Here is a 20,953-nt window from a genome sequence, read left to right on the forward strand (position 1 = left end):
CCTTTTCCGTGCTGCCCGGGCGCGCAATTGCGTTGCATAGCCTCATTATGCGACTGGAGATTGAGAGAATTTGCGCTTGTTCTCCGACTTTGCTCGCTACGTCTCCTTAAGTCCGGCAAATTCCCAGTTGTAAAAAAACATCAACCGGAAACACCGTTTCCAGCAACCGGTAACCGCTGTTTTTACTGGGAATTAGTCAGTGCCGCTACCCTTATCCGGCAAAATTTTCAAAAAATTTTCTGCACAAAAATAATTTTGTGTTGTACCATTGGTGCCATAGTAATATTCATTGACTACTAGATATTGTGGTTTGTTGATGAATGATACTACTTCATTGAATCAATGGAAGTTTGCCTTTTCTGTGATGAATTACCAGCCAGGAGGAACCCCCGATGCAGCTTGCGACAGAACCAACTCCCCACAAACCCGTTTCCGGAAGTCAAAGTGTTATGGATACATCCACACAGCATTCACCGTTTCCGAATCATCGAGTCATCCGCCGTAACGGTTCGGTGGTGTCGTTCGAGCCGGGCAAGATCTCGGTGGCGCTGACCAAAGCGTTCATTGCCGTCGACGGCGGGCAGGGCGCGGCGTCGGTGCGAGTGCGCGAAGTCGTGGCCGGTTTGACCAACGACGTGGTCGGTGCGTTGCTGCGCCGCCAGCCGGATAGCGGCACGTTCCATATCGAGGATATTCAGGATCAAGTCGAACTGGCGCTGATGCGCTCCGGCGAACACGATGTGGCGCGTGCGTATGTGCTGTACCGCGAAGCGCGGGCGCGTGAACGCGCCAAGCTGAAGCAAAGCGCCGAAGCGGTGGCGGAAACATTGACCGTAACCGACAACGGCCAGCGTGTGCCGCTCGATGTCGCTAAATTATCCGCACTGATCGAATCCTCCTGCGTGGGTCTCGGCAATACCGTCGATCCATCGCTGATTCTGAAAGCGACGCTGAAAGATTTGTACGACGGCGTATCGCTCGACGAAGTGCGCAAATCCGTCGTGCTGTCGGCGCGCGTGCTGATCGAAAAAGACCCGGCGTACAGTTACGTGACCGCGCGTTTGCTGCTGAACAATATCCGCCTCGAAGTGCTGGATGAGGAAGTGACGCAACAAGCGATGCAGACGCAGTACCAGGACTATTTCCCGGTATTCATCAAACGCGGCATCGAAGCCGAGCTGCTCGATCCGAGGCTGGCGCAATTCGATCTGAAGCGCCTGGCCGAAGCGTTGAATGCGGAGCGTGATTTGCAGTTCGATTATCTCGGGCTGCAAACGCTGTACGACCGCTATTTCCTGCATATCAAAGAACAGCGCATCGAATTGCCGCAAGCGTTCTTCATGCGCGTGGCGATGGGGCTGGCGTTGAACGAGATCGATCGCGAAGCGCGCGCCATCGAGTTTTATCACGTGTTGTCGAGTTTCGATTTCATGAGCTCGACGCCGACACTGTTCAACTCCGGAACTTGCCGCTCGCAATTGTCGTCGTGCTACCTGACCACCGTGCCGGACGATCTCGACGGTATTTACGAAGCGATCAAGGAAAACGCGCTGCTGGCCAAATACGCCGGCGGTCTCGGCAACGACTGGACGCCGGTGCGGGCGATGGGGGCGCGCATCAAGGGCACCAACGGCAAATCGCAAGGCGTGGTGCCGTTCCTGAAAGTGGTATCCGATACCGCGGTGGCGGTCAATCAGGGCGGCAAGCGCAAGGGCGCGGTGTGCGCGTACCTGGAATGCTGGCATCTGGATATCGAGGAATTCCTGGAGTTGCGCAAAAACACCGGCGACGACCGCCGCCGCACGCACGACATGAATACCGCGACGTGGATTCCCGATCTGTTCATGAAACGCGTCATGGACGGCAGCGATTGGACGTTGTTCTCGCCATCGGATACACCCGATTTGCACGAGAAATTCGGCCAGCAATTCGAGCAGGCGTATCTGGCTTACGAAGCGAAAATCGAGCGCGGCGAACTGACGCTGTACAAAAAAATTCCGGCGGTGCAGTTGTGGCGCAAGATGTTGAGCATGCTGTTTGAAACCGGCCATCCGTGGATTACGTTCAAGGATCCGTGCAACGTGCGTTCGCCGCAGAATCATATCGGCGTGGTGCACAGCTCGAATTTATGCACCGAAATCACGCTGAACACCAACGACAAGGAAATCGCCGTGTGCAACCTGGGTTCGGTCAATCTGGTCGCGCATCTGAAAGACGGCGCGCTCGATCTGGACAAATTGAAGCGCACCGTGCGCATTGCCATGCGCATGCTCGACAACGTCATCGACATCAATTTCTACGCCGTGGCCAAAGCACGCAACGCCAACCTGAAACACCGTCCGGTCGGGCTGGGCATCATGGGATTCCAGGATTGCCTGCATCAACTGGGCATTCCATACAGCTCGCAGGAAGCGGTGGAATTCGCCGACCGTTCGATGGAAGCGGTGGCGTATCACGCGTACTGGGCGTCGACCGAACTGGCGCAAGAGCGCGGCTGCTACAGCAGCTACAAAGGCAGCCTGTGGGATCGCGGCATCCTGCCGCACGACACGCTGGAAGTGTTGCGCAACGAGCGCGGCGGGTTTGTCGAAGCCGATTTGTCGGCGACGCTGGATTGGGACGCATTGCGTGCGCGCATTAAACAATACGGCATGCGCAATTCCAACTGCCTGGCGATTGCACCGACCGCGACGATTTCCAATATCGTCGGCGTATCGGCGAGTATCGAACCGACGTATCAGAATCTGTACGTCAAATCCAACTTGTCGGGCGAATTCACCATTGCCAACAAATCGCTGGTCAACGATCTGAAAAAACTCAATCTGTGGGATGAAGTGATGATTTCGGATCTGAAATACTTCGACGGCGCGATCAGCAAAATCGACCGCATTCCGGACCATATCCGCACACTGTACGCCACCGCATTCGAGATGGATCCGCTCTGGTTGATCGAAGCGGGCGCGCGGCGGCAAAAGTGGATCGACCAGTCGCAATCGCTGAATATTTATATGGGCGGGGTTTCCGGCAAAAAATTGGATGAAACCTACAAACTGGCGTGGTTGCGCGGTCTGAAAACCACGTACTACTTGCGTTCGATGGGCGCGACGGCAGCGGAAAAATCCACGGTGCGCGCCGGTTCGTTGAATGCGGTGCCGTCCGATGGCGGCGTGGTCAAAGCGGCGGTGGAAGTATCCACGGTCGAAATCAAATACTGCGCCATTGATGATGAGAGTTGCGAATCCTGCCAATAATCCGGAAAAATAGAAAAGGAGTTAATAATTATGCTGACATTTGAAGACGAACCGCAACAACCGCAAACACCGCCGGTCAACGCTATGCCGCGTACCGCCTTGCACGATTTTGAATTGCCGCTGGCTACACCGGGGCAGGACGGCCGCGATCACAGCAGCGGCAGTCAGGCTAGCGCGGAAGATGTGGCGGGCAGCGCCAACCGCCGCATCTCAGTCGAGGACAAATCCATCATCAACTGCAGCGCGGACGTCAATCAACTGGTGCCGTTCAAGTACAAATGGGCGTGGGACAAGTACCTCGGTGCTTGCGCCAACCATTGGATGCCACAGGAAATCAGCATGAGCCGCGACATCGCGCTGTGGAAAGACCCGAACGGCCTGACCGAGGACGAACGCCGCCTGGTCAAGCGCAACCTTGGTTTTTTCGTCACCGCCGATTCACTGGCGGCGAACAACATCGTGCTCGGCACCTACCGCCACATCACCAACCCGGAGTGCCGCCAGTATTTGCTGCGCCAGGCGTTCGAGGAAGCGATTCATACCCATGCGTATCAGTACATCGTCGAATCATTGGGGTTGAATGAAGGCGAGATCTTCAACGCCTACCATGAAGTCCCGTCGATCCGCGACAAGGATGAGTTTCTGATTCCGTTCATCGATACGCTGACCAATCCCGGCTTCAAAACCGGCACCTTGGAAACCGATCAACAGTTGCTCAGAAGCCTGATCGTATTCGCCTGCATCATGGAAGGCTTGTTCTTCTATGTCGGCTTTACGCAAATCCTGGCGCTTGGGCGGCAGAACAAAATGACCGGCTCAGCCGAGCAGTATCAATACATCCTGCGCGACGAGTCGATGCACTGCAATTTCGGCATCGACGTGATCAACCAGATCAAAATGGAAAGCCCGCATTTGTGGACCAAAGCGTTCCGCGACGAAATCAGCGCGCTGATGCAAAAAGCCGTGGCGCTGGAATACCGCTACGCCGAAGACACCATGCCGCGCGGCGTGCTCGGCATGAACGCGCCGATGTTCAAGGAGTACCTGCGCTACATCGCCAACCGCCGCTGCCAGCAAATCGGCCTGGACGTGCTGTACCCGAACGCCAACAACCCGTTCCCGTGGATGTCGGAAATGATCGACCTGAAGAAAGAGAAGAATTTCTTTGAAACGCGTGTGACCGAGTATCAAACGGGGGGGGCGTTGAGTTGGGATTGAGGGTTGCAGCCAGATGCAATCAGGTTATGCGATTTTTTTGATGTATATATTAGGTTAAGCTTCATAAGGAAACTTAATGGACGTAATCTCTATTGCAGGTGCATATCAAGGACTGAAGGCAGTCAAGGAAATTCTGACTACGGCATTCGAAGCAAAGGTGGATGCGGAGGTAAAACCTAAGATTCTTGAAGCACAAGGAAAGCTCGGTGAAGTACAAGATGTTTTATTTATATTGAGGGAACGTCTCTCAGAACTCCAGCAGGAGCGCGACGATTTGAAGGCAAAGTTGGCGAATGCTGAGGCATGGCAGAGTCAGGCTGATCAATATGAACTCACAACTACGCCAGGAACCGCCGTTGTTTACAGATACAAAGGACAGCCAGATCACTTTGCTTGCCCAAGTTGTTTCAACAAACGCGAGGTTCACATTCTCCAAGACAATAAGTTAATGGCTGGTACCTACCGCTGTACGGGGTGCGGATTCAACTACCGGGTGAAATCGCCGACCCATTTCAATCCGAGGGTTTACGGGACATAATTATGAGGCTTAATCCTGTAAACGATCGGACGCCTCACCTATCGGCTCAGCACCATTCACTTCCACGTAAGGTAGAGCTCGTAGGTTGGGGTGAGGCACGAACACCACATCAACGAAGCCGCCGATTGCTGGGCTTCATTTCATTCAATCCATCCTATGGGTTGAAGAAAGAGAAGAATTTCTTTGAAACACGCGTGACCGAGTATCAAACGGGGGGCGCTTTGAGTTGGGATTGAGGGTTGTTGAATAATCGCTGCCGAAGCCAATACTGTAAAGAGGAGAGTGAATGAAATTCTTTATTCCTGCAGCAAAAGATGCCAAAGAAGCAGAGGAGGTCTATGAAGCAGTGGCGAAGTTCAATAACGCCCCGATTTCAGTCCGAAGGATCTGCGCGCTTGCTTGGAAACATAATGGCATGTTGATGTCGTGCGAAGTGGGCGGTGAGGCCCCTTCTTACTACGGTACGCATGATGAACCAGTTGTGGCCATTCTTGACTGTGGTAATTTATACAAAGTCTGCACGACGAATCGGGGGGTTATCCGTGGTGAAGCCATTCTTGTTGGCAAAGGCAACGGATCGATTTCTACCTACTTTGAATGAAGCTCGTAGGTTGGGGTGAGGCACGAACCCCAACATCAACAAAGTCGCCAATCGTTGGGCTTCATTTCATTCTGCTCAACCTACGGGTTGTGTCATTGAAGATGATGCGGTGCTCCGCGGCCAGTATGGGGTTTTATATTTCGCTCATAATGCTGGTTGCAATCGCGAGGAGCCTTGTGATCGGATAAAACGTTTAGCAGTCGTGCCAACCTCGGACAGAAAATGTCACATATGCAATGAATGAAACGCTAAACCGGAGTCTTATGAGAACACTGAATTATTCGTCACACCGGCGAAGGCCGGTGTCCAGTTCGTTGGTTTTTCTGGATTCCGGCCTTCGCCGGAATGACAAATTTAGAATGATTCAGCGGCTTCTTAGTAAACCGGTACTCCAATTTATCCAATCTGGCGAGGAAAATACTTATGCAAACCCGTGAAGAACGCGACACTATGGGCGTGGTTGAAGTGCCCGTCGAAAAAACGAAAATAAAAAAAGGGGTCAGACCCCATAAAAAGAAATCATATTTATGTGTGATGCTCGTCAGCCTATGATACGATTTTATTTTTGGACATTAAATCATGCGAACGACCATTAATATCGATGAACAATTATTAGCTTATGCCAAACTCCAAGCGGTTCAACAGGGATGCACATTAAAACAGGTTATTGAAGATGCGCTGCGTGAGTCTTTTTCTCGCCATCTTTTGAAACACGATTCGGTAAAGTTAGAAACAGCCTCGGGCGCCGGTCTCAAGCCGGGTATTGATTTGGATAATAGCCGCAGTTTGCGCGACATTATGGATGATCGTTAATGTTTCTAATGGATGTGAATGTCTTGGTCTATGCACATCGGGAGGATACGCCGGAACATTCCGCTTATCGCGAATGGTTGGAGTCAGCCATTAATGATACTGTTCCTTATGGTTATTCGGAGTTGGTATTAAGCGGTTTCTTGCGAGTGGTTACGCATCCGAGAATTTTTGAGGTACCGTCTACATTGTCCGGCGCGATTCGTTTCGCAAATCAGGTTAGAGAGTCGCGGTCTGCAGTTTGCCTTGCGCCCGGGCCGATGCACTGGAAGATATTCTTGGCGTGTATTGAACAAATTGATGCGAAAGGGAACGATATTGCCGACGCCTATCATGCGGCTTTGGCGATGGAATGGAATTGTGTGTGGGTGACGACAGATAAGGGTTTTAAACGATTTAAAGGTTTAAAAGTACGCCATCCACTTACTTTGTTTAATACCTGATGCCAAGGAAAAAGCGCTTTTATCAGCCTGGGGTGCCGGTACATGCGTTCCAACGCGGACATAATAAAGAACCGGTATTTTTTGATGATCAGGATTATTTGGCTTATTTGCGTTTCCTGAAAGCTGCAGCCGATGATTTTGGGTGTTTGGTCCATGCTTATGTGTTGATGACCAATCATGTGCATTTATTGGTAACACCGCAAGCTGAGAATGATATTAGTCTGTTGTTTCAAAATATTGGGCGTCATTTTGTGCCTTATATCAATAAAACCTATCGCCGCCGAGGAAGTTTGTGGGAAGGACGGCATAAGGGGAACATTTTAGAATCGGACGCTTATTTTCTGATTTGCATGCGCTATATCGAGATGAATCCGGTGCGCGCTGCAATGGTTGAGCACCCTGGGCAGTACCGGTGGTCCAGCTATGCGGCGAATGCGCATGGGGTTGATAATGCGATTCTACAGCCGCATGCGTTGTATCTGGCATTGGGCGAGTCTCACGAGTTCCGTCAAGCTGTCTATCGTGCCGGATTTGATAGTGAAACCCGGTTGGATGAACTTGAATTAATCCGTGCTTGCTTACATTCGGGTACGCCGCTGGGTTGTGATCATTTTAAGCAAAAGATCGAGTCTGTTATCGGCGGCCGTGTCGGTTACAGTAAGCGCGGTAGGCCAACAGTGCACGCAAATAGAGATAATTAAAGAAATTTTGTTCATATATTAATGTCAATTAATTGTTGATATGTTCATATTTATGTATTAGTATGATCGATAATATGGACATATTAATATGAACAAATACCAGGCATTGCTAGCCAGAAAACAATTGGAGAGACGTCTCGCGCTCTTGCGTGAGACAGGGATTGTTGCGCCGCCACGAGGATGGATAAAGGCCATTCGTGAAGCACTTGGCATGACTGCCCGCCAGCTTGCCGCGCGGATGGATGCGTCCCCTTCACGTATTCCGGTGATTGAAAAAGCGGAAGTGACTGGCGCAACAACGATCAAGACCTTGCGTGAAGCTGCCGAGGCAATGAACTGTACCTTTGTGTATGCCTTCGTGCCGGTAAAACCGCTCGATGATATTCTGCGTGAGCGTGCCATCCAGAAAACGCGCAAAGACATTGCCCGGCTCGATCACACCATGCGGCTGGAAAATCAAGCTTTGCTCAAATCCGATCTCGACGATGAGCAGCGGCGCATGGTCGAACTTATCCTATCAGGCTCACTAAAAGGGTTATGGGAGGATAAGTAGCATTGTCACGCCAGATCCATTATTTTTCGATGACGATAATGCGAATACCCCACTGACAGCCGAAGAGCGTGAGCAGCTTATTCCCGCCTATATCACGTTGCGGCACGAACTCAACGAAGCGGAGCAAATCAACATCGGCCAGGCGTTGCGCTGGGCTGCCGCACGCAAGAAGCGGGATGTGCTTGATCAAAATTTCTTGCGCCAATTGCACAAGCGCATGTTTGGGGATGTGTGGCGTTGGGCAGGGCAATATCGCACCTCAGCCCGCAACATCGGTGCCGATGCCTATCGGATCACAATGGATGTGCATCAAACCATTGACGATGCTTGTTACTGGATTGAACATAAAACTTATCCCCCGGATGAAATTGCGGTGCGGTTTAGTCACCGCCTTGTTGCAATCCATCCGTTTCCCAACGGAAACAGACGCTTCTCGCGTCTTATCGGCGATCTTCTCGCCCAACAGCTTGGACAGGCACCATTCACATGGGGGCGTGCAAATCCGGTCGATGCCGGAGAAACCCGCGCTCGCTATATTGAAGCCTTACGCGCCGCTGACAATCACGATATAAAGCCACTGCTGTTATTTGCGCGTTCTTAACAGGTCGTTGAAAAACTATCTGCGTTGCCGCTGCGGTGTTAAAAACAGGCTCACAGTGCTCATTTATTATGCATGAACTGCGCTTTTTCGCCTGTTTTTGCCTTGCATCGGCTACCTCGAAAACGTTTTTCAACGGCCTGTTAACTGTTGGAATGATAAACTCATAGTAATTCAGCGATTCGTTGGTAAACCAGAACCGCAATTTATTCAATGATTCAATTTGATGAGGTAACTATCTATGCAAACCCGTGAAGAACGCGACACCATGGGCGTGGTCGAAGTACCCGCCGCCGCATTGTGGGGCGCGCAAACGCAACGTTCGTTGCAGAATTTCAAGATTTCCGGCGAGCGTATGCCGGTGGCGTTGATTCATGCGCTGGCGCGGATCAAGCGCGCTGCCGCCAAGGTCAATCACGATCTGGGTTTACTCAACGCGGCGAGTGCGGCGGCGATCATCGAGGCGGCCGACGAAGTGACCGCGGGCCATTTCGATGATCAGTTTCCATTGGTGGTGTGGCAAACCGGTTCCGGCACGCAGACCAACATGAACGTCAATGAAGTGCTGGCGAACCGCGCGTCGGAAATTCTCGGCGGCGGGCGCGGCGCGGATCGCAAGGTGCATCCGAACGACGACGTCAACAAAGGGCAATCGTCCAATGACGTATTCCCGACCGCGATGCACGTCGCCGCGGTGCAGGAATTGCAGCAATGCTTGATTCCGGCGATTCAGTTGTTGCGCGGCACTTTGGCGGCCAAGGCGCAAGCGTTCGAGGCCATCGTCAAAATCGGCCGCACGCATTTGCAGGATGCCACGCCGTTGACGCTGGGTCAGGAATTTTCCGGGTATGTTGCGCAATTGGATCACGGGTTGAAGCATGTGCAGGCGGCGTTGCCGCATGTATGCGAACTGGCGCTGGGCGGCACGGCGGTCGGCACCGGGCTGAACGCGCACCCGGAATTCGCCGCGCGCGTGGCGGCGGAGTTGTCGCGTTTGACCGGGTTGCCGTTCGTCACCGCGCCGAACAAATTCGAGGCGCTGGCCTGCAACGACGCGCTGGTGCATGCGCACGGCGCGCTGAAAACGCTGGCCGCGTCGTTGATGAAAATCGCCAACGATATCCGTTGGCTGGCTTCCGGGCCGCGTTGCGGCATCGGCGAATTGCGCATTCCGGAGAACGAGCCGGGCAGTTCGATCATGCCGGGCAAGGTCAATCCGACGCAATCGGAAGCGATGACCATGGTGTGCTGCCAGGTCATGGGCAACGATGTGGCGGTCAACATGGGCGGGGCGCTGGGGAATTTCGAGCTGAACGTGATGAAACCGCTGATCATCCATAATTTCCTGCAGAGCGTGCGCTTGCTCGCGGATGCCATGGTCAGTTTCAACGACCATTGCGCCACCGGCATTGAAGCCAATGTCGAGCGCATCGATGCACTGCTGCACAACTCGCTGATGCTGGTGACCGCGCTGAATCCGCACATCGGCTACGACAAAGCCGCCGAGATCGCCAAAAAAGCGCACCGCGAAGGCACAACGTTGAAAGCCGCCGCGATTGCCACCGGCTATGTCACGGCGGAGCAATTCGACGCCTGGGTGGTACCGGAAAAGATGGTCGGTAAATAGCATTTGATGGCTGCTTTTTCCCATACTTCCGAACCCGCCACGCGCCGCGAGCGTTTCGCGTGGTGCATGTACGACTTCGCCAATTCCGGCTATACCACGGTCATTCTGACCGCCATTTTCAATGCTTATTTTGTCGGCGTGATCGCCGCCGAGAGCGGCAACGGCTCTGCGACGCTGCTGTGGACACTGACCATGGCGGCGGCCAATGCGCTGGTGTTGTTGAGCGCGCCGGTGGTAGGCGCAATTGCCGATTACTCCGGTGCGAAAAAACGCTTTCTGACCGCGACCACCGTCGGTTGCGTGGTATTCACGGCGCTGCTGTATTTTGCCGGGCCGGGCGATATCGCGTTGGCGATGGCGCTGGTGATCCTGGCGACGTTCATGTTTTCCAGCGGCGAGAATCTGATCGCGGCGTTTCTGCCGGAAATCAGCACGCCGGAGACGATGGGGCGGCTGTCCGGTTACGGCTGGGCGCTTGGCTACTTCGGCGGATTGCTGTCACTGGTGTTGTGCCTGGTTTATGTCACGCATGCCGAAGAGCAGGGATTATCGGCGGCCGAATACGTGCCGGTGACGAATCTGATCGTCGCGGTGTTGTTCGGTCTTGCCGCATTGCCGACGCTGTTATGGCTGCGTGAGCGCGTCACCGTTTCCGCCACTGCCAATGGCGCTTCACTAATCCGCGCCGGTTTCCAGCGGCTGGGCGCGACCTGGCGTCAGGCGCGGCAACATACCGATTTGTTCCGTTTCTTGGCGTCGCTGACGACTTACTACGCCGGGATTTACATCGTCATCGTACTGGCGGCGGTGTACGCGCAGGAAGTGATGGGGTTTCAAACCAAGGATACGATTATTTTGATCATGGTGGTCAACGTCACCGCCGCGATCGGCGCATTTTTGTTCGGCCATTTGCAAGACCGCATCGGCTCGAAACGCTGTATCGCTATCACGCTGCTGATCTGGATCGCGGCAATCGTCTGCGCGTATTTCGCCGTCGATGAATTTTTGTTCTGGGTCGCCGCCAATTTGATCGGCACGGCCTTGGGTGGCGCGCAATCCGCCGGGCGCGCGCTGGTCGGGCAATTCACACCGGAAGGGCGGCAGGGCGAATTTTTCGGCTTGTGGGGATTGGCGACCAAACTATCCGCGATCATCGGGCCGTTGACCTACGGCGGCATGGTGTATGTGTTTGCAGGCGATCACCGCACGGCGTTGCTCAGCACGCTGGCATTTTTTGTTGCCGGTTTATTGATGTTGGCAGCGGTCGATGAGAAGCGCGGACGGGAAATGGCGAAGGTTGTTTATTGAGGTTTGCCGCTTCAATAGCATTCAGCATTGCCAGAAATAAGATTGCCAACATCGCCGTCATGAACATTTGTGCATTTGTTCACCGTTTATTACAATGATGCAGCATTCAGCAAGAGACTTCACAATTCATAACAGGATGAAAGCCATGAGCCGCTTATCGATTGACCTGACACCGGAGCAGCACCAAAAAATCAAGGCGGTGGCCGCGATGCAAGGAAAATCCATTAAGGAATATGTGCTGGCCCAAATTTTGCCTGCATCGGACGAAGATGAAATAGTCTTGCAGAAATTGGAAAGGTTGTTGGATGAGCGTTTGAAATCCGCACAGGCTGGAGAGATTAGCCAAAAATCAGTCACCGAAATCTTTCAGGAAGTCTATAACGAAAGCACGAAGTAATGTCCGGCTATGAAATCGCTGCGCTAGCTGAAGCGGATATCCGGGCGATTGCCCGTTATACGCTTGAACAGTGGAGAGCAGCGCAAGCTGAACGCTATGCCGCGCTATTATCAGAGCGGTTTGATGCGATTGCGCAAGGTATTATTGTTCCGAAAGTATTTCTGAGAAGCAGGCCGGATTTGCTGTATTCGCACTGCGGACATCATTACATTTTTTATTGGCAGCCAAAGGACAGCAAGAAATCGGTCATCCTGGCCTTGTTGCATGAACGGATGGATCTCATGCAAAAGCTTAAGCATCGATTGATACTATGATTGATATCGAGTGTATTCGTTGAAGCCGATTAACCGGCGATCCACCGCGCTCTGACTTCACCGTGGTTGAGCGCCAGCCACTGCAATGCGATGATCGCGCTGGCGGCGGTGATTTTCTGGGATTTCAGCAGCGCCATCGCGGTGTCGAACGTGACGACATGCACTTTGATGTCTTCGCCTTCTTCGTTGACGCCATGAATACCGTCTGCGCTCGCCGCATCGACACGTCCGCAGAATAGCGCGATGCGTTCCGTGGTGCCGCCGGGACTGACTAGAAAATCATACAGCGGAATCAAATCGGTGACGATGCAACCGGATTCTTCGATGCTTTCGCGCTTGACCACTGCTTCGGCGGTTTCACCGGTTTCGATCATGCCGGCGACGATTTCCAATAGCCAGGGACCGCCGGGTGCATCGATCGCACCGGGCCGGAATTGCTCAATCATGACGATTTCATCCCGGACGGGATCATACGGCAACACGGCCGCCGCGTGACCGCGTTCGAACATTTCCCGTGTCAGCAAAGCGCTCCATTCACCACTGAATAACCGGTGCCGGAGGTGGTATTTCTCCAAGCGGAAAAAACCTTGATAACAGACGTTTTTCTCAACAACCTCAAAATCTTTAGTCATTGCACGATCCTTACGGCGCAGTTGTGTTAAACGCTGCGCTGGTAAGCGACAATGACGTGGCGGTCAAGTCCGGTACTAACGCAGCCCTAGCGAATCCATGGTGATATCGTCGTCGTCATCCACATCCACGTCGACACCAACATCAGCGCCATCATCATAATCATCTTTGACGGTTTCATATTCGTCAATGATTTTCGCGAGTTTTCCGCGTGGAATTTTGTCTTCGACGATAAGTTCTTCGTCCTCGGCCAAATTATCAATGGGATAAAATCCGTCGTCATCGTCGAACGAGAGTTCTTTGATCATCATTAATCTCCATGCAATTTTATTGAAGAGATGTTATTGAATCACACTGCATTGTTGCGCATTGATTGATAAAATGCGGTTTTTCCCGGTATTTTCAAGCTTTACCAATCATAACCGGCCTTTAATCATGAATCCGTTATATTTGTCACTTGAATCATCATTTTGTTCGCTTTTTTGATATGCAGCAATCGTTAAAAAATATTCGAAATATTCTGATCTATACCGCAATTGTGGGTTTGATTTCGTTGGCGTACTTTTTCTATGCCTACGCGGTTCATCCGATTCCCGAAGAACGCGAGACCTTTCTGACTGAAATTGGCGAAGTATTCGGCAAGTTTGGCTTGGCGCTGTTAATTTTTATCTATGGCCGTACTTTGCTGAAATTGTTGCTGGGGCAGGGAAAACTGTCGCAACGTTTGCTTCCGGATTATGTGCCTCCCGTGGATTCTACGTATTTGAATCGTTTATTGATTTGGTTGAACCGTACGCACATTTATTTCGGTATCGCGGCTGTCGCAGTGATTTTGCTGCACATTGCGCTGATGGGTTTTTCGCGTTACAGCCATATTTTGTTTTTCCCGGCGTTGCTGGGTCTGGTGATCTGGCAGGGCGTTTTCGGGATGTTTCTGACGTTGCGCTATTCGCCGGTGGAGTTGAAACAGTTTTCCTATTGGGTGCATGCGCAGTTTGTCACCGGCATCGCCATCGGGATTTTCGCGCTGCTCGGTCATCTGCTGATCGACGATTGAGCCGATAATTATCCGCTTTCTTCCGGTACAGTGTATGATCTTGGAGACCGCCTCACCGCGATATCCGATTCGTGAATTTTAATAATTAATTAATAAGAAACTATGCAGGGGCCCGCCACTATTAAAATCCTGATTCTGGACGACGACACGTTCATGCTCAAGCTGTTAACCCGGATGCTGGCAAAGTTGGGTTATTCCGCTGTCACCACTTGCGATAATGGCTCCGATGCGTTAAGGAAAATCGATCAGATCGATACGCGGCCGGAGTTGATTTTGCTCGATCTGAATATGCCGGATATGGATGGTATCGAGTTTGTCCGTTATCTGGTTGACCGCGATTATCGTGGCAAGCTGATTCTGGTTAGCGGCGAGGATGAGCGGATGTTGCGAACCGCCGAAAAGCTGGTACAAGCGCATAAAATCCCGATGCTGGGCTATTTGCACAAACCCGTTGATCCGGACAAATTATCGGAAATTCTGCAAAAATGGACGGAGAGCATTGCGGCTTCGCCGTTACCGGTCAGCAAAGCCTATAGCGCTGCGGATATCCAATCAGCCATTACCCATCAGGAATTGGTCAATTACTACCAACCGAAGGTATCGATTGTCAGCGGCGAAGTGATCGGAGTGGAAACACTGGTGCGCTGGCACCACCCGCAAGATGGCGTCATCACGCCGAACCGGTTTATTCAGGTTGCCGAAGAAAACAACTTGATCGATGATTTGACACGCTCGGTGTTGACGCAAGCGATTATCCAAGCCGGGAAATGGCATCAGGAAGGTCAAACATTGCGCGTATCCATCAATGTCACCATGGATAACCTGGCTTCGTTGGATTTTCAAGACATGGTGGTTAATCTGGTCAATGAGAATAATCTGCCGCCGCAGAAAATTGTGATTGAGATCACCGAGAGTCAAGTGATGGGGCCGGATGCGCGGGTGCCGCTGGAGATTCTGACGCGTTTGCGCCTGAAACGCTTTCATTTGTCGATCGATGATTTTGGCACCGGCCATTCGTCATTAGCACAATTGCGGGATATTCCTTTCAACGAACTGAAGATCGACCAGGGATTTGTGCATCGTGCATGGCAGGACGATACTTTACGCGCGATTTATGATGCCAGTCTGGCGATGGGTAAGCAGTTGGGTATGGATATCGTCGCCGAAGGCGTGGAAGACCGGAATGATTGGGATCTTTTACGGCAAACGGGCTGCGATATGGCGCAAGGAAATTTTATTTCTGAACCATTATTGCCTGCAGACCTTCCGAACTGGCAGAAAACTTGGCATCAAAGAATTCTGGATGAATCACTGGTATCCGGGCAGTAAAGCCCGTTCGATTCTATCCGTTGTGATTCAATTTCTGATTTAATCACTGCGTCTCCTCTCCAGCTTACCGCATGCTTGGGATGGGGAAACTGTGATTAAAACCGCAGATTAATACCCCGTGTGCCAGCAACGGGGTGCTTTAACGGTTATTTAAGCTTTGTTTCTTTGTATTTCACATGCTTACGGGCAACCGGATCGAATTTCATGATTTCGATTTTTTCCGGTTTTGCCCGTTTATTCTTGGTCGTTGTATAGAAGTGGCCAGTGCCGGCTGAAGATTCCAGTTTGATTTTTTCACGCATTCCGATGAGTTCCTAACTTATCAATTGTCACTAATATCATTACTTTAAATGCATTTACCTTCAGAACGCATTTTTGCCAAGACAGCGTCGATACCGTTTTTGTCGATCGTACGCAATGCGGCATTCGTTAGTCGCATGCTGATCCAGCGATTCTCGCTTTCGATCCAAAATCTGCGACGCTGCAGATTCGGCAGAAAACGCCTTTTGGTTTTGTTGTTAGCATGAGAAACATTGTGACCAGACATTGGTTTTTTACCCGTTACTTCGCATACGCGTGCCATGATGATGCGCTCTCCAAAATTCTTAAAAGCTTAAATTATATCCTGATTTGCGTGATTTGCTCAAATTAAATCATGTTCGGCGAATGATAACGCGGTACCGTTGCCAATCACGAAGTGATCAAGGACTTTTACATCAATGAATGCCAATGCTTGTTTGAGTGATTGCGTCAAAATTTTATCGGCATGGCTCGGTTCGGCTACGCCGGAAGGGTGGTTGTGCGCGAAGATGATGGCGGCTGCATTGTGAAAGAGCGCGCGTTTTATGATTTCCCTTGGATAAACACTGGTTTGTGTTAATGTTCCGCTGAAGAGTTCTTCGGTTGCGATCGCATGATTTTTGGCATCCAGAAAGATACCGATAAAAACTTCGTGTTGTTTGTTTGCCAGGCTAAGGCGTAGAAAATTCCGAACCAATTCCGGCGAACTCAAGGTATTTCCCTTTTTCAGTTCTTCACCCAGTGCGCGCCGGGACATTTCCAGTACGGCTTGTAATTGGGCATACTTGGCAATTCCCATACCGGGGATCTGGCAAAAATTATTTTGGCTGGCTGCAAAAATACTGGTCAAACTACCAAAATGAGACAGTAATTCCCTCGCAAGATCGACAGCGCTTTTGCCTGTTATGCCCGTGCGCAAGAAAATCGCGAGTAGTTCAGCATCCGACAGTGTGTTTACACCTTTTTGCAGCAGTTTCTCGCGAGGGCGTTCGGATAGGGGCCAATGGGTGATTGCCATAAAATGGTGCTGTTTGCGTTGCGTTGTGATATTAATCAGTCTTAAATTTTATGAAATACAGGAGAATTGCCTTTTTTCAGTTAGCGGCACACAATATGAAAGATTGAACAATTACGAGAATGTATTGGTTTTAACACAATTTTGATGCCTTGAATGGCTGTGATGTAATTAAGGTATTTCATTTCATGACAATCCTGGTTTCTGCCGAATCTGCGAAACGCATCGTACTGGGTGTTACCGGCGGGGTGGCTGCCTATAAAGTTGCTGAATTAGCGCGCTTGTTAACCCAGAATGCGATTGAAGTGCAAACGGTAATGACTGAGGCGGCTTGTCAGTTTATAGCTCCGGCAACCTTTCAATCGTTAACCGGACGGCCGGTTTATACAAATTTATGGGAGACCAATGCCAGTTATAACATGGCGCACATTCATCTATCCCGTGACGCCGATATGATCCTGGTGGCCCCGGCGAGTGCCGATTTCATAGCGAAAATCGCTAATGGTCTGGCGGATGATTTGCTGACGGCATTGTGTTTAGCAAGGGACTGTCAATTGCTGATCGCACCGGCGATGAACCGGCAAATGTGGGAACATCCGGCGACGCAGCGTAATGTAAGCCGGTTACGGCAAGACGGGGTGAGAATTCTGGGGCCGGCAAGTGGCGAGCAAGCTTGTGGCGAGGTCGGGATGGGCCGTATGCTGGAGGTTGATGAGTTGCTGCAAACGGTGCAAAGCTGCTTGCTCAGTAATCGGCAGCTGGCCGGGAAAAACATTTTGGTGACTGCCGGACCAACTTACGAGGCGATTGATCCGGTGCGCGGAATTACCAACAAAAGCTCCGGGAAGATGGGGTATGCAGTTGCTCAAGCGGCGGTTGAGGCGGGCGCATCGGTTACGCTGGTTTCCGGGCCAACTTGTCTGGCACCGCCTATGGTCAACAAGTTTTTACCGGTGGTGAGCGCTGCAGACATGTTGCAAGCGGTGCAAGCAGAAATATCACATACCGATATCTTTATTAGTGTTGCCGCCGTGGCGGATTACCGCTCAGTGAACGCCAGCCAGCAAAAAATAAAAAAATCGGACAAACAACTGACCCTCGAATTGCACCCTAATCCGGACATTCTGATGTGGGTGGCGAGTCTTCCGGAGCCGCCATTTTGTGTCGGTTTTGCAGCAGAAACCGATGATCTGGAACAAAATGCCGCAATCAAGCGTGCGCAAAAAAAATTGCCTTTATTGGCGGCCAACTTGGCTCAGGAAACTATCGGTTCTGATGAAAGCGAGCTGGTTTTGTTCGATGACAACGGCGAGCATGTGCTTCCTAAAGCGCCCAAAATCGAACAGGCGCGGCGCTTGATAAACCATGTTCAGTTACTTTATTACCAGGAACATCAACAACATGAGAAAGATTGATATCAAAATTCTTGATCAACGCTTGCATGAACAGCTTCCTACTTATGCAACGCCCGGCTCCGCCGGATTGGATTTACGCGCTTGTGTCGAGCAGCCGTTGACCATCCATCCGGGAGAGACCTGCCTTATCCCCACCGGCATGGCCATGCATCTTGCCGATACCGGGTTGGCGGCGCTAATACTGCCACGCTCCGGGCTTGGGCATAAACACGGAATCGTTCTCGGCAATCTAGTCGGACTCATCGATTCCGATTATCAAGGACAAATCCTGGTTTCATGCTGGAACCGGGGCGATACCGCATTTCATTTGAATCCGATGGAACGCATTGCGCAACTCGTTGTGGTTCCTGTCATTCAGGTCGAATTCAATTGCGTGGATGATTTCGACCAGAGTCATCGCGGCGCTGATGGCTTCGGCAGTACGGGTAAGCATTGACGCACTGACAGCTAGGGTGCTGTCAGTGCTGCCGGAAATTAATGGAAGCGGGGCAGCATGCCTTTTATTCCGCGCATCATTTTGGCCATTCCACCTTTGTTCATCATTTTCATCATTTTCCGGGCTTGTTCAAACTGCGCCAGTAAGCGATTGACTTCCTGAACCGAAACGCCCGCTCCGGCAGCAATGCGGCGTTTCCGCGAAGCCTTGAGGATTTCGGGCTTGGTCCGTTCTTGCTTGGTCATGGAATTGATAATACCCTCCGTCCGGCCGAGCTGTTTATCGTCTACCTTAATATTTTGTGCGGCTTGACTGAGTTGCGCCGGCAATTTATCCATCAAGGCATTCATCCCGCCCATATTTCGCATTTGCTGAAATTGCGCTTTGAAATCATCCAAATCAAATGCTTTGCCCGATTTCATTTTTTTCATCAGCTTTTCAGCTTCTTGCTGATCGGCGCTACGCTGAGCTTCTTCAATCAATCCCAGTACGTCGCCCATGCCTAAAATGCGGGAGGCCATCCGATCCGGATGAAATGCTTCGAGCCCCGTCAGTTTTTCCGCGACGCCGACAAATTTGATCGGCTTTCCAGTGATATGCTTCACTGATAAAGCGGCGCCACCCCGCGCATCACCATCCATTTTCGTTAAAACGACACCCGTCAAAGGTAGTGCGTCCGAGAAAGCTTTTGCGGTATTGACTGCATCCTGACCTTGCATCGCGTCGACGACAAAGAGCGTTTCAATGGGCCTCAACAGCGCTTCCAGCTCGCTGATTTCACGCATCATCGCTTCATCAATCCCTAACCGGCCCGCGGTATCGACAATCATGACATCGTGATGATGCTTGCGCGCATAATCCAATGCGGCTGTGCTGATTTCCCCGGGTTTCTGTCCATCCGTAACCGGAAAAAAATCAGCGCCGGTTTGCTGGGCTAAGAGCTCCAATTGATGAATCGCAGCCGGACGATAAATATCGCAAGAGACCAGCAACACTTTCTTTTTCTTTTGCTCCATTAACCACTTGGCAAGCTTACCGCTACTCGTTGTCTTGCCCGCGCCTTGCAGGCCTGCCATGAGGATAACCGCGGGCGGTACGGTTGCAAGATTAATATCCGCTTTTTCACCCCCCATGATGTTGATTAATTCTTGATTAACCACGCCGACAAGCGCTTGACCTGGGGTGAGGCTATTCAGCACATCATGTCCGACGGCTTTTTCCTTGACGCGGGCAATGAAATCTTTGACGACCGGCAGCGCAACATCCGCTTCAAGCAGCGCCAAGCGGACTTCGCGCAACGCATCCTGAATATTGCTTTCGGTCAGCCGCGCTTCGCCGCGTAAAGTTTTGATAATACCGCTGAATCGGCTGGTAAGATTTTCAAACATTTGGAAGCCTCATAAAGGTCGATGATTACATAACATAAAGGTGTTTCAAATTTTATCAATATAATGATGGCTGGCTCTTTGAATTTGTTAAAGTGCCATGTAGACTAACCAGTTATTTCAATTTAACAAAATTTGAACTTCTGATGACCGGCATTTTAACTTATCTCGTTGCGTTTTTGCTTTACTTACTGATCGGTTGGTTTTTTTGGAAGAATACTTGGAATCAATCGGCGGAAGCAAGCGGGCAATCCGTGAATATTCTCTGGGCGCATTATGGAATGCTGATTCCACTATTGCTTCATGCCGCAACACTTTATCAATCAATGTTTGTTGGCAGCGGTCTCAGTTTCGGGTTGAGTAACGCAGTTTCGTCGATTGTGTGGTTAACCGCATTTATTTATTGGTTTTCCGGTTTTTCTAAACGGTTGCAAGGGATGCAAACGCTGGTCGCGCCGGTTGCCGCCGCGGCTGCCGTTGCAATGCTGTTACCACTGCTGTTTCCGTCGATCCGCCCTCTTGAAAATACCGAATTACCGGCATTCAAAGCACATTTGCTGGTTGCCATGATGGCTTATAGCCTGTTGACGATCGCTGCAATGCACGCGCTGTTGATGATTGTCGTAGAACGGCATTTGCATCATCCCGCGACGCGGTCGATATTCAACAATCTGCCGTCGCTGCTGGCAATGGAGAAATTGCTCTTTCATATTATTTGGGTGGGTTTCATTTTGCTCACATTGACACTGATGAGCGGAGTGGTTTTTTCTAAAGAGGTTTTTGGGCAGCCGCTGACATTTACACATAAAACACTCTTCGGATTCATATCCTGGGGTGTATTCGCAGCCTTGCTGGCGGGCAGGCAATTTTATGGATGGCGCGGGCGGATTGCAATCCGTTGGACTTTGGCGGGCTTCATTACATTATTGTTGGCGTATATCGGAAGTAAATTCGTGCTGGAGATTATTCTTAACCGCTACTAGGAAGGTAATCGGTCTTCAAATGCATGTGGAATAAACGCTGAAAA

At 51.1% G+C, this 20,953-nt stretch carries 25 protein-coding genes; 19 read left to right on the top strand and 6 right to left on the bottom strand.

The features are described from left to right. Positions 1 to 449: 449 nt before the first annotated feature. The 14 genes from RBH92_RS06670 (at position 450) to RBH92_RS06735 (ending at position 12,359) form a co-directional block, all read left to right on the top strand. A complete protein-coding gene (locus RBH92_RS06670) occupies positions 450 to 3,251 on the top strand; it encodes a ribonucleoside-diphosphate reductase subunit alpha (protein ID WP_307933814.1) in 2,802 nt (933 codons plus the stop codon). Between the two features lie 30 nt (positions 3,252 to 3,281). After that, positions 3,282 to 4,469 carry a ribonucleotide-diphosphate reductase subunit beta gene (locus RBH92_RS06675; protein ID WP_307933815.1) on the top strand — a complete coding sequence of 396 codons (1,188 nt, stop codon included), beginning with the start codon at positions 3,282 to 3,284 and terminating at the stop codon, positions 4,467 to 4,469. Positions 4,470 to 4,545: 76 nt separating this feature from the next. Continuing rightward, positions 4,546 to 5,007 (top strand): hypothetical protein, encoded by a 462-nt coding sequence (locus tag RBH92_RS06680; protein WP_307933816.1) that lies wholly within the window; start codon positions 4,546 to 4,548, stop codon positions 5,005 to 5,007. A 286-nt stretch (positions 5,008 to 5,293) separates the two neighbouring features. Then, positions 5,294 to 5,608: a hypothetical protein gene (locus RBH92_RS06685; RefSeq protein ID WP_307933817.1), complete on the top strand. Its 315-nt coding sequence runs from the start codon at positions 5,294 to 5,296 to the stop codon at positions 5,606 to 5,608. Positions 5,609 to 6,031: 423 nt separating this feature from the next. Then, the gene (locus tag RBH92_RS06690; protein ID WP_307933818.1) at positions 6,032 to 6,160 is read left to right on the top strand and encodes a hypothetical protein; all 129 of its coding nucleotides are present in this window, start codon (positions 6,032 to 6,034) and stop codon (positions 6,158 to 6,160) included. A gap of 27 nt (positions 6,161 to 6,187) precedes the next feature. Beyond that, a complete protein-coding gene (locus tag RBH92_RS06695; RefSeq protein ID WP_307933819.1) occupies positions 6,188 to 6,421 on the top strand; it encodes a hypothetical protein in 234 nt (77 codons plus the stop codon). Further along, on the top strand, positions 6,421 to 6,861 hold the full coding sequence (locus RBH92_RS06700) for a type II toxin-antitoxin system VapC family toxin (RefSeq protein WP_307933820.1): 441 nt from the start codon (positions 6,421 to 6,423) through the stop codon (positions 6,859 to 6,861). Before RBH92_RS06695 ends, RBH92_RS06700 begins: the two co-directional genes overlap by 1 nt. Continuing rightward, positions 6,861 to 7,562, top strand: coding sequence for a transposase (locus tag RBH92_RS06705; RefSeq protein ID WP_307933821.1), 702 nt, complete (start codon positions 6,861 to 6,863; stop codon positions 7,560 to 7,562). The genes RBH92_RS06700 and RBH92_RS06705 overlap by 1 nt, the downstream gene beginning before the upstream one ends. Positions 7,563 to 7,650: 88 nt before the next feature. Beyond that, positions 7,651 to 8,115, top strand: a complete 465-nt coding sequence (locus tag RBH92_RS06710; RefSeq protein ID WP_307933822.1) for a mobile mystery protein A — start codon at positions 7,651 to 7,653, stop codon at positions 8,113 to 8,115. A gap of 97 nt (positions 8,116 to 8,212) precedes the next feature. Further along, positions 8,213 to 8,716: a mobile mystery protein B gene (locus RBH92_RS06715; RefSeq protein WP_307933823.1), complete on the top strand. Its 504-nt coding sequence runs from the start codon at positions 8,213 to 8,215 to the stop codon at positions 8,714 to 8,716. Positions 8,717 to 8,954: 238 nt separating this feature from the next. After that, positions 8,955 to 10,340 (top strand): class II fumarate hydratase, encoded by a 1,386-nt coding sequence (gene fumC, locus RBH92_RS06720; protein WP_307933824.1) that lies wholly within the window; start codon positions 8,955 to 8,957, stop codon positions 10,338 to 10,340. Between the two features lie 6 nt (positions 10,341 to 10,346). Next, positions 10,347 to 11,648 carry an MFS transporter gene (locus RBH92_RS06725; RefSeq protein WP_307933825.1) on the top strand — a complete coding sequence of 434 codons (1,302 nt, stop codon included), beginning with the start codon at positions 10,347 to 10,349 and terminating at the stop codon, positions 11,646 to 11,648. Between the two features lie 145 nt (positions 11,649 to 11,793). After that, the gene (locus RBH92_RS06730) at positions 11,794 to 12,045 is read left to right on the top strand and encodes a type II toxin -antitoxin system TacA 1-like antitoxin (RefSeq protein ID WP_307933826.1); all 252 of its coding nucleotides are present in this window, start codon (positions 11,794 to 11,796) and stop codon (positions 12,043 to 12,045) included. After that, positions 12,045 to 12,359 (top strand): type II toxin-antitoxin system RelE/ParE family toxin, encoded by a 315-nt coding sequence (locus RBH92_RS06735; protein ID WP_307933827.1) that lies wholly within the window; start codon positions 12,045 to 12,047, stop codon positions 12,357 to 12,359. The genes RBH92_RS06730 and RBH92_RS06735 overlap by 1 nt, the downstream gene beginning before the upstream one ends. Positions 12,360 to 12,388: 29 nt before the next feature. Here RBH92_RS06735 and nudF read toward each other — a convergent pair whose 3' ends face one another. Then, on the bottom strand, positions 12,389 to 12,991 hold the full coding sequence (gene nudF, locus RBH92_RS06740) for an ADP-ribose diphosphatase (RefSeq protein ID WP_307933828.1): 603 nt from the start codon (positions 12,989 to 12,991) through the stop codon (positions 12,389 to 12,391). A 75-nt stretch (positions 12,992 to 13,066) separates the two neighbouring features. Beyond that, positions 13,067 to 13,300: a hypothetical protein gene (locus RBH92_RS06745; RefSeq protein ID WP_307933829.1), complete on the bottom strand. Its 234-nt coding sequence runs from the start codon at positions 13,298 to 13,300 to the stop codon at positions 13,067 to 13,069. A gap of 176 nt (positions 13,301 to 13,476) precedes the next feature. Here RBH92_RS06745 and RBH92_RS06750 point away from each other — a divergent pair, with 176 nt between their 5' ends. Both RBH92_RS06750 and RBH92_RS06755 read left to right on the top strand, forming a co-directional pair. Further along, positions 13,477 to 14,046 (top strand): hypothetical protein, encoded by a 570-nt coding sequence (locus RBH92_RS06750; RefSeq protein ID WP_307933830.1) that lies wholly within the window; start codon positions 13,477 to 13,479, stop codon positions 14,044 to 14,046. A gap of 102 nt (positions 14,047 to 14,148) precedes the next feature. Beyond that, positions 14,149 to 15,375 (top strand): EAL domain-containing response regulator, encoded by a 1,227-nt coding sequence (locus tag RBH92_RS06755; protein ID WP_307933831.1) that lies wholly within the window; start codon positions 14,149 to 14,151, stop codon positions 15,373 to 15,375. A 146-nt stretch (positions 15,376 to 15,521) separates the two neighbouring features. On the opposite strand, the gene rpmG is transcribed toward RBH92_RS06755, so the two are convergent. The 3 genes from rpmG to radC are packed head-to-tail and all read right to left on the bottom strand — an operon-like array spanning position 15,522 to position 16,693. Then, entirely contained in the window at positions 15,522 to 15,677 is a 156-nt protein-coding gene (rpmG, locus tag RBH92_RS06760) for a 50S ribosomal protein L33 (RefSeq protein WP_292913584.1), read from the bottom strand. A gap of 44 nt (positions 15,678 to 15,721) precedes the next feature. Continuing rightward, positions 15,722 to 15,958, bottom strand: a complete 237-nt coding sequence (gene rpmB, locus RBH92_RS06765; protein WP_307933832.1) for a 50S ribosomal protein L28 — start codon at positions 15,956 to 15,958, stop codon at positions 15,722 to 15,724. 60 nt (positions 15,959 to 16,018) lie between these two features. Beyond that, positions 16,019 to 16,693, bottom strand: a complete 675-nt coding sequence (gene radC, locus RBH92_RS06770; protein WP_292924544.1) for a RadC family protein — start codon at positions 16,691 to 16,693, stop codon at positions 16,019 to 16,021. 185 nt (positions 16,694 to 16,878) lie between these two features. Here radC and coaBC point away from each other — a divergent pair, with 185 nt between their 5' ends. Both coaBC and dut read left to right on the top strand, forming a co-directional pair. Continuing rightward, positions 16,879 to 18,105: a bifunctional phosphopantothenoylcysteine decarboxylase/phosphopantothenate--cysteine ligase CoaBC gene (gene coaBC, locus RBH92_RS06775; protein WP_307933833.1), complete on the top strand. Its 1,227-nt coding sequence runs from the start codon at positions 16,879 to 16,881 to the stop codon at positions 18,103 to 18,105. Then, positions 18,092 to 18,541, top strand: coding sequence for a dUTP diphosphatase (gene dut, locus RBH92_RS06780; protein ID WP_307933834.1), 450 nt, complete (start codon positions 18,092 to 18,094; stop codon positions 18,539 to 18,541). The genes coaBC and dut overlap by 14 nt, the downstream gene beginning before the upstream one ends. Positions 18,542 to 18,579: 38 nt before the next feature. Here dut and ffh read toward each other — a convergent pair whose 3' ends face one another. Beyond that, positions 18,580 to 19,929, bottom strand: coding sequence for a signal recognition particle protein (gene ffh / locus RBH92_RS06785; protein WP_307933835.1), 1,350 nt, complete (start codon positions 19,927 to 19,929; stop codon positions 18,580 to 18,582). A gap of 143 nt (positions 19,930 to 20,072) precedes the next feature. Here ffh and RBH92_RS06790 point away from each other — a divergent pair, with 143 nt between their 5' ends. Further along, positions 20,073 to 20,909, top strand: coding sequence for a cytochrome C assembly family protein (locus RBH92_RS06790; protein ID WP_307933836.1), 837 nt, complete (start codon positions 20,073 to 20,075; stop codon positions 20,907 to 20,909). Positions 20,910 to 20,953: the final 44 nt, after the last annotated feature.

The organism is Nitrosomonas sp. sh817, assembly GCF_030908545.1.
GTDB lineage: Bacteria > Pseudomonadota > Gammaproteobacteria > Burkholderiales > Nitrosomonadaceae > Nitrosomonas.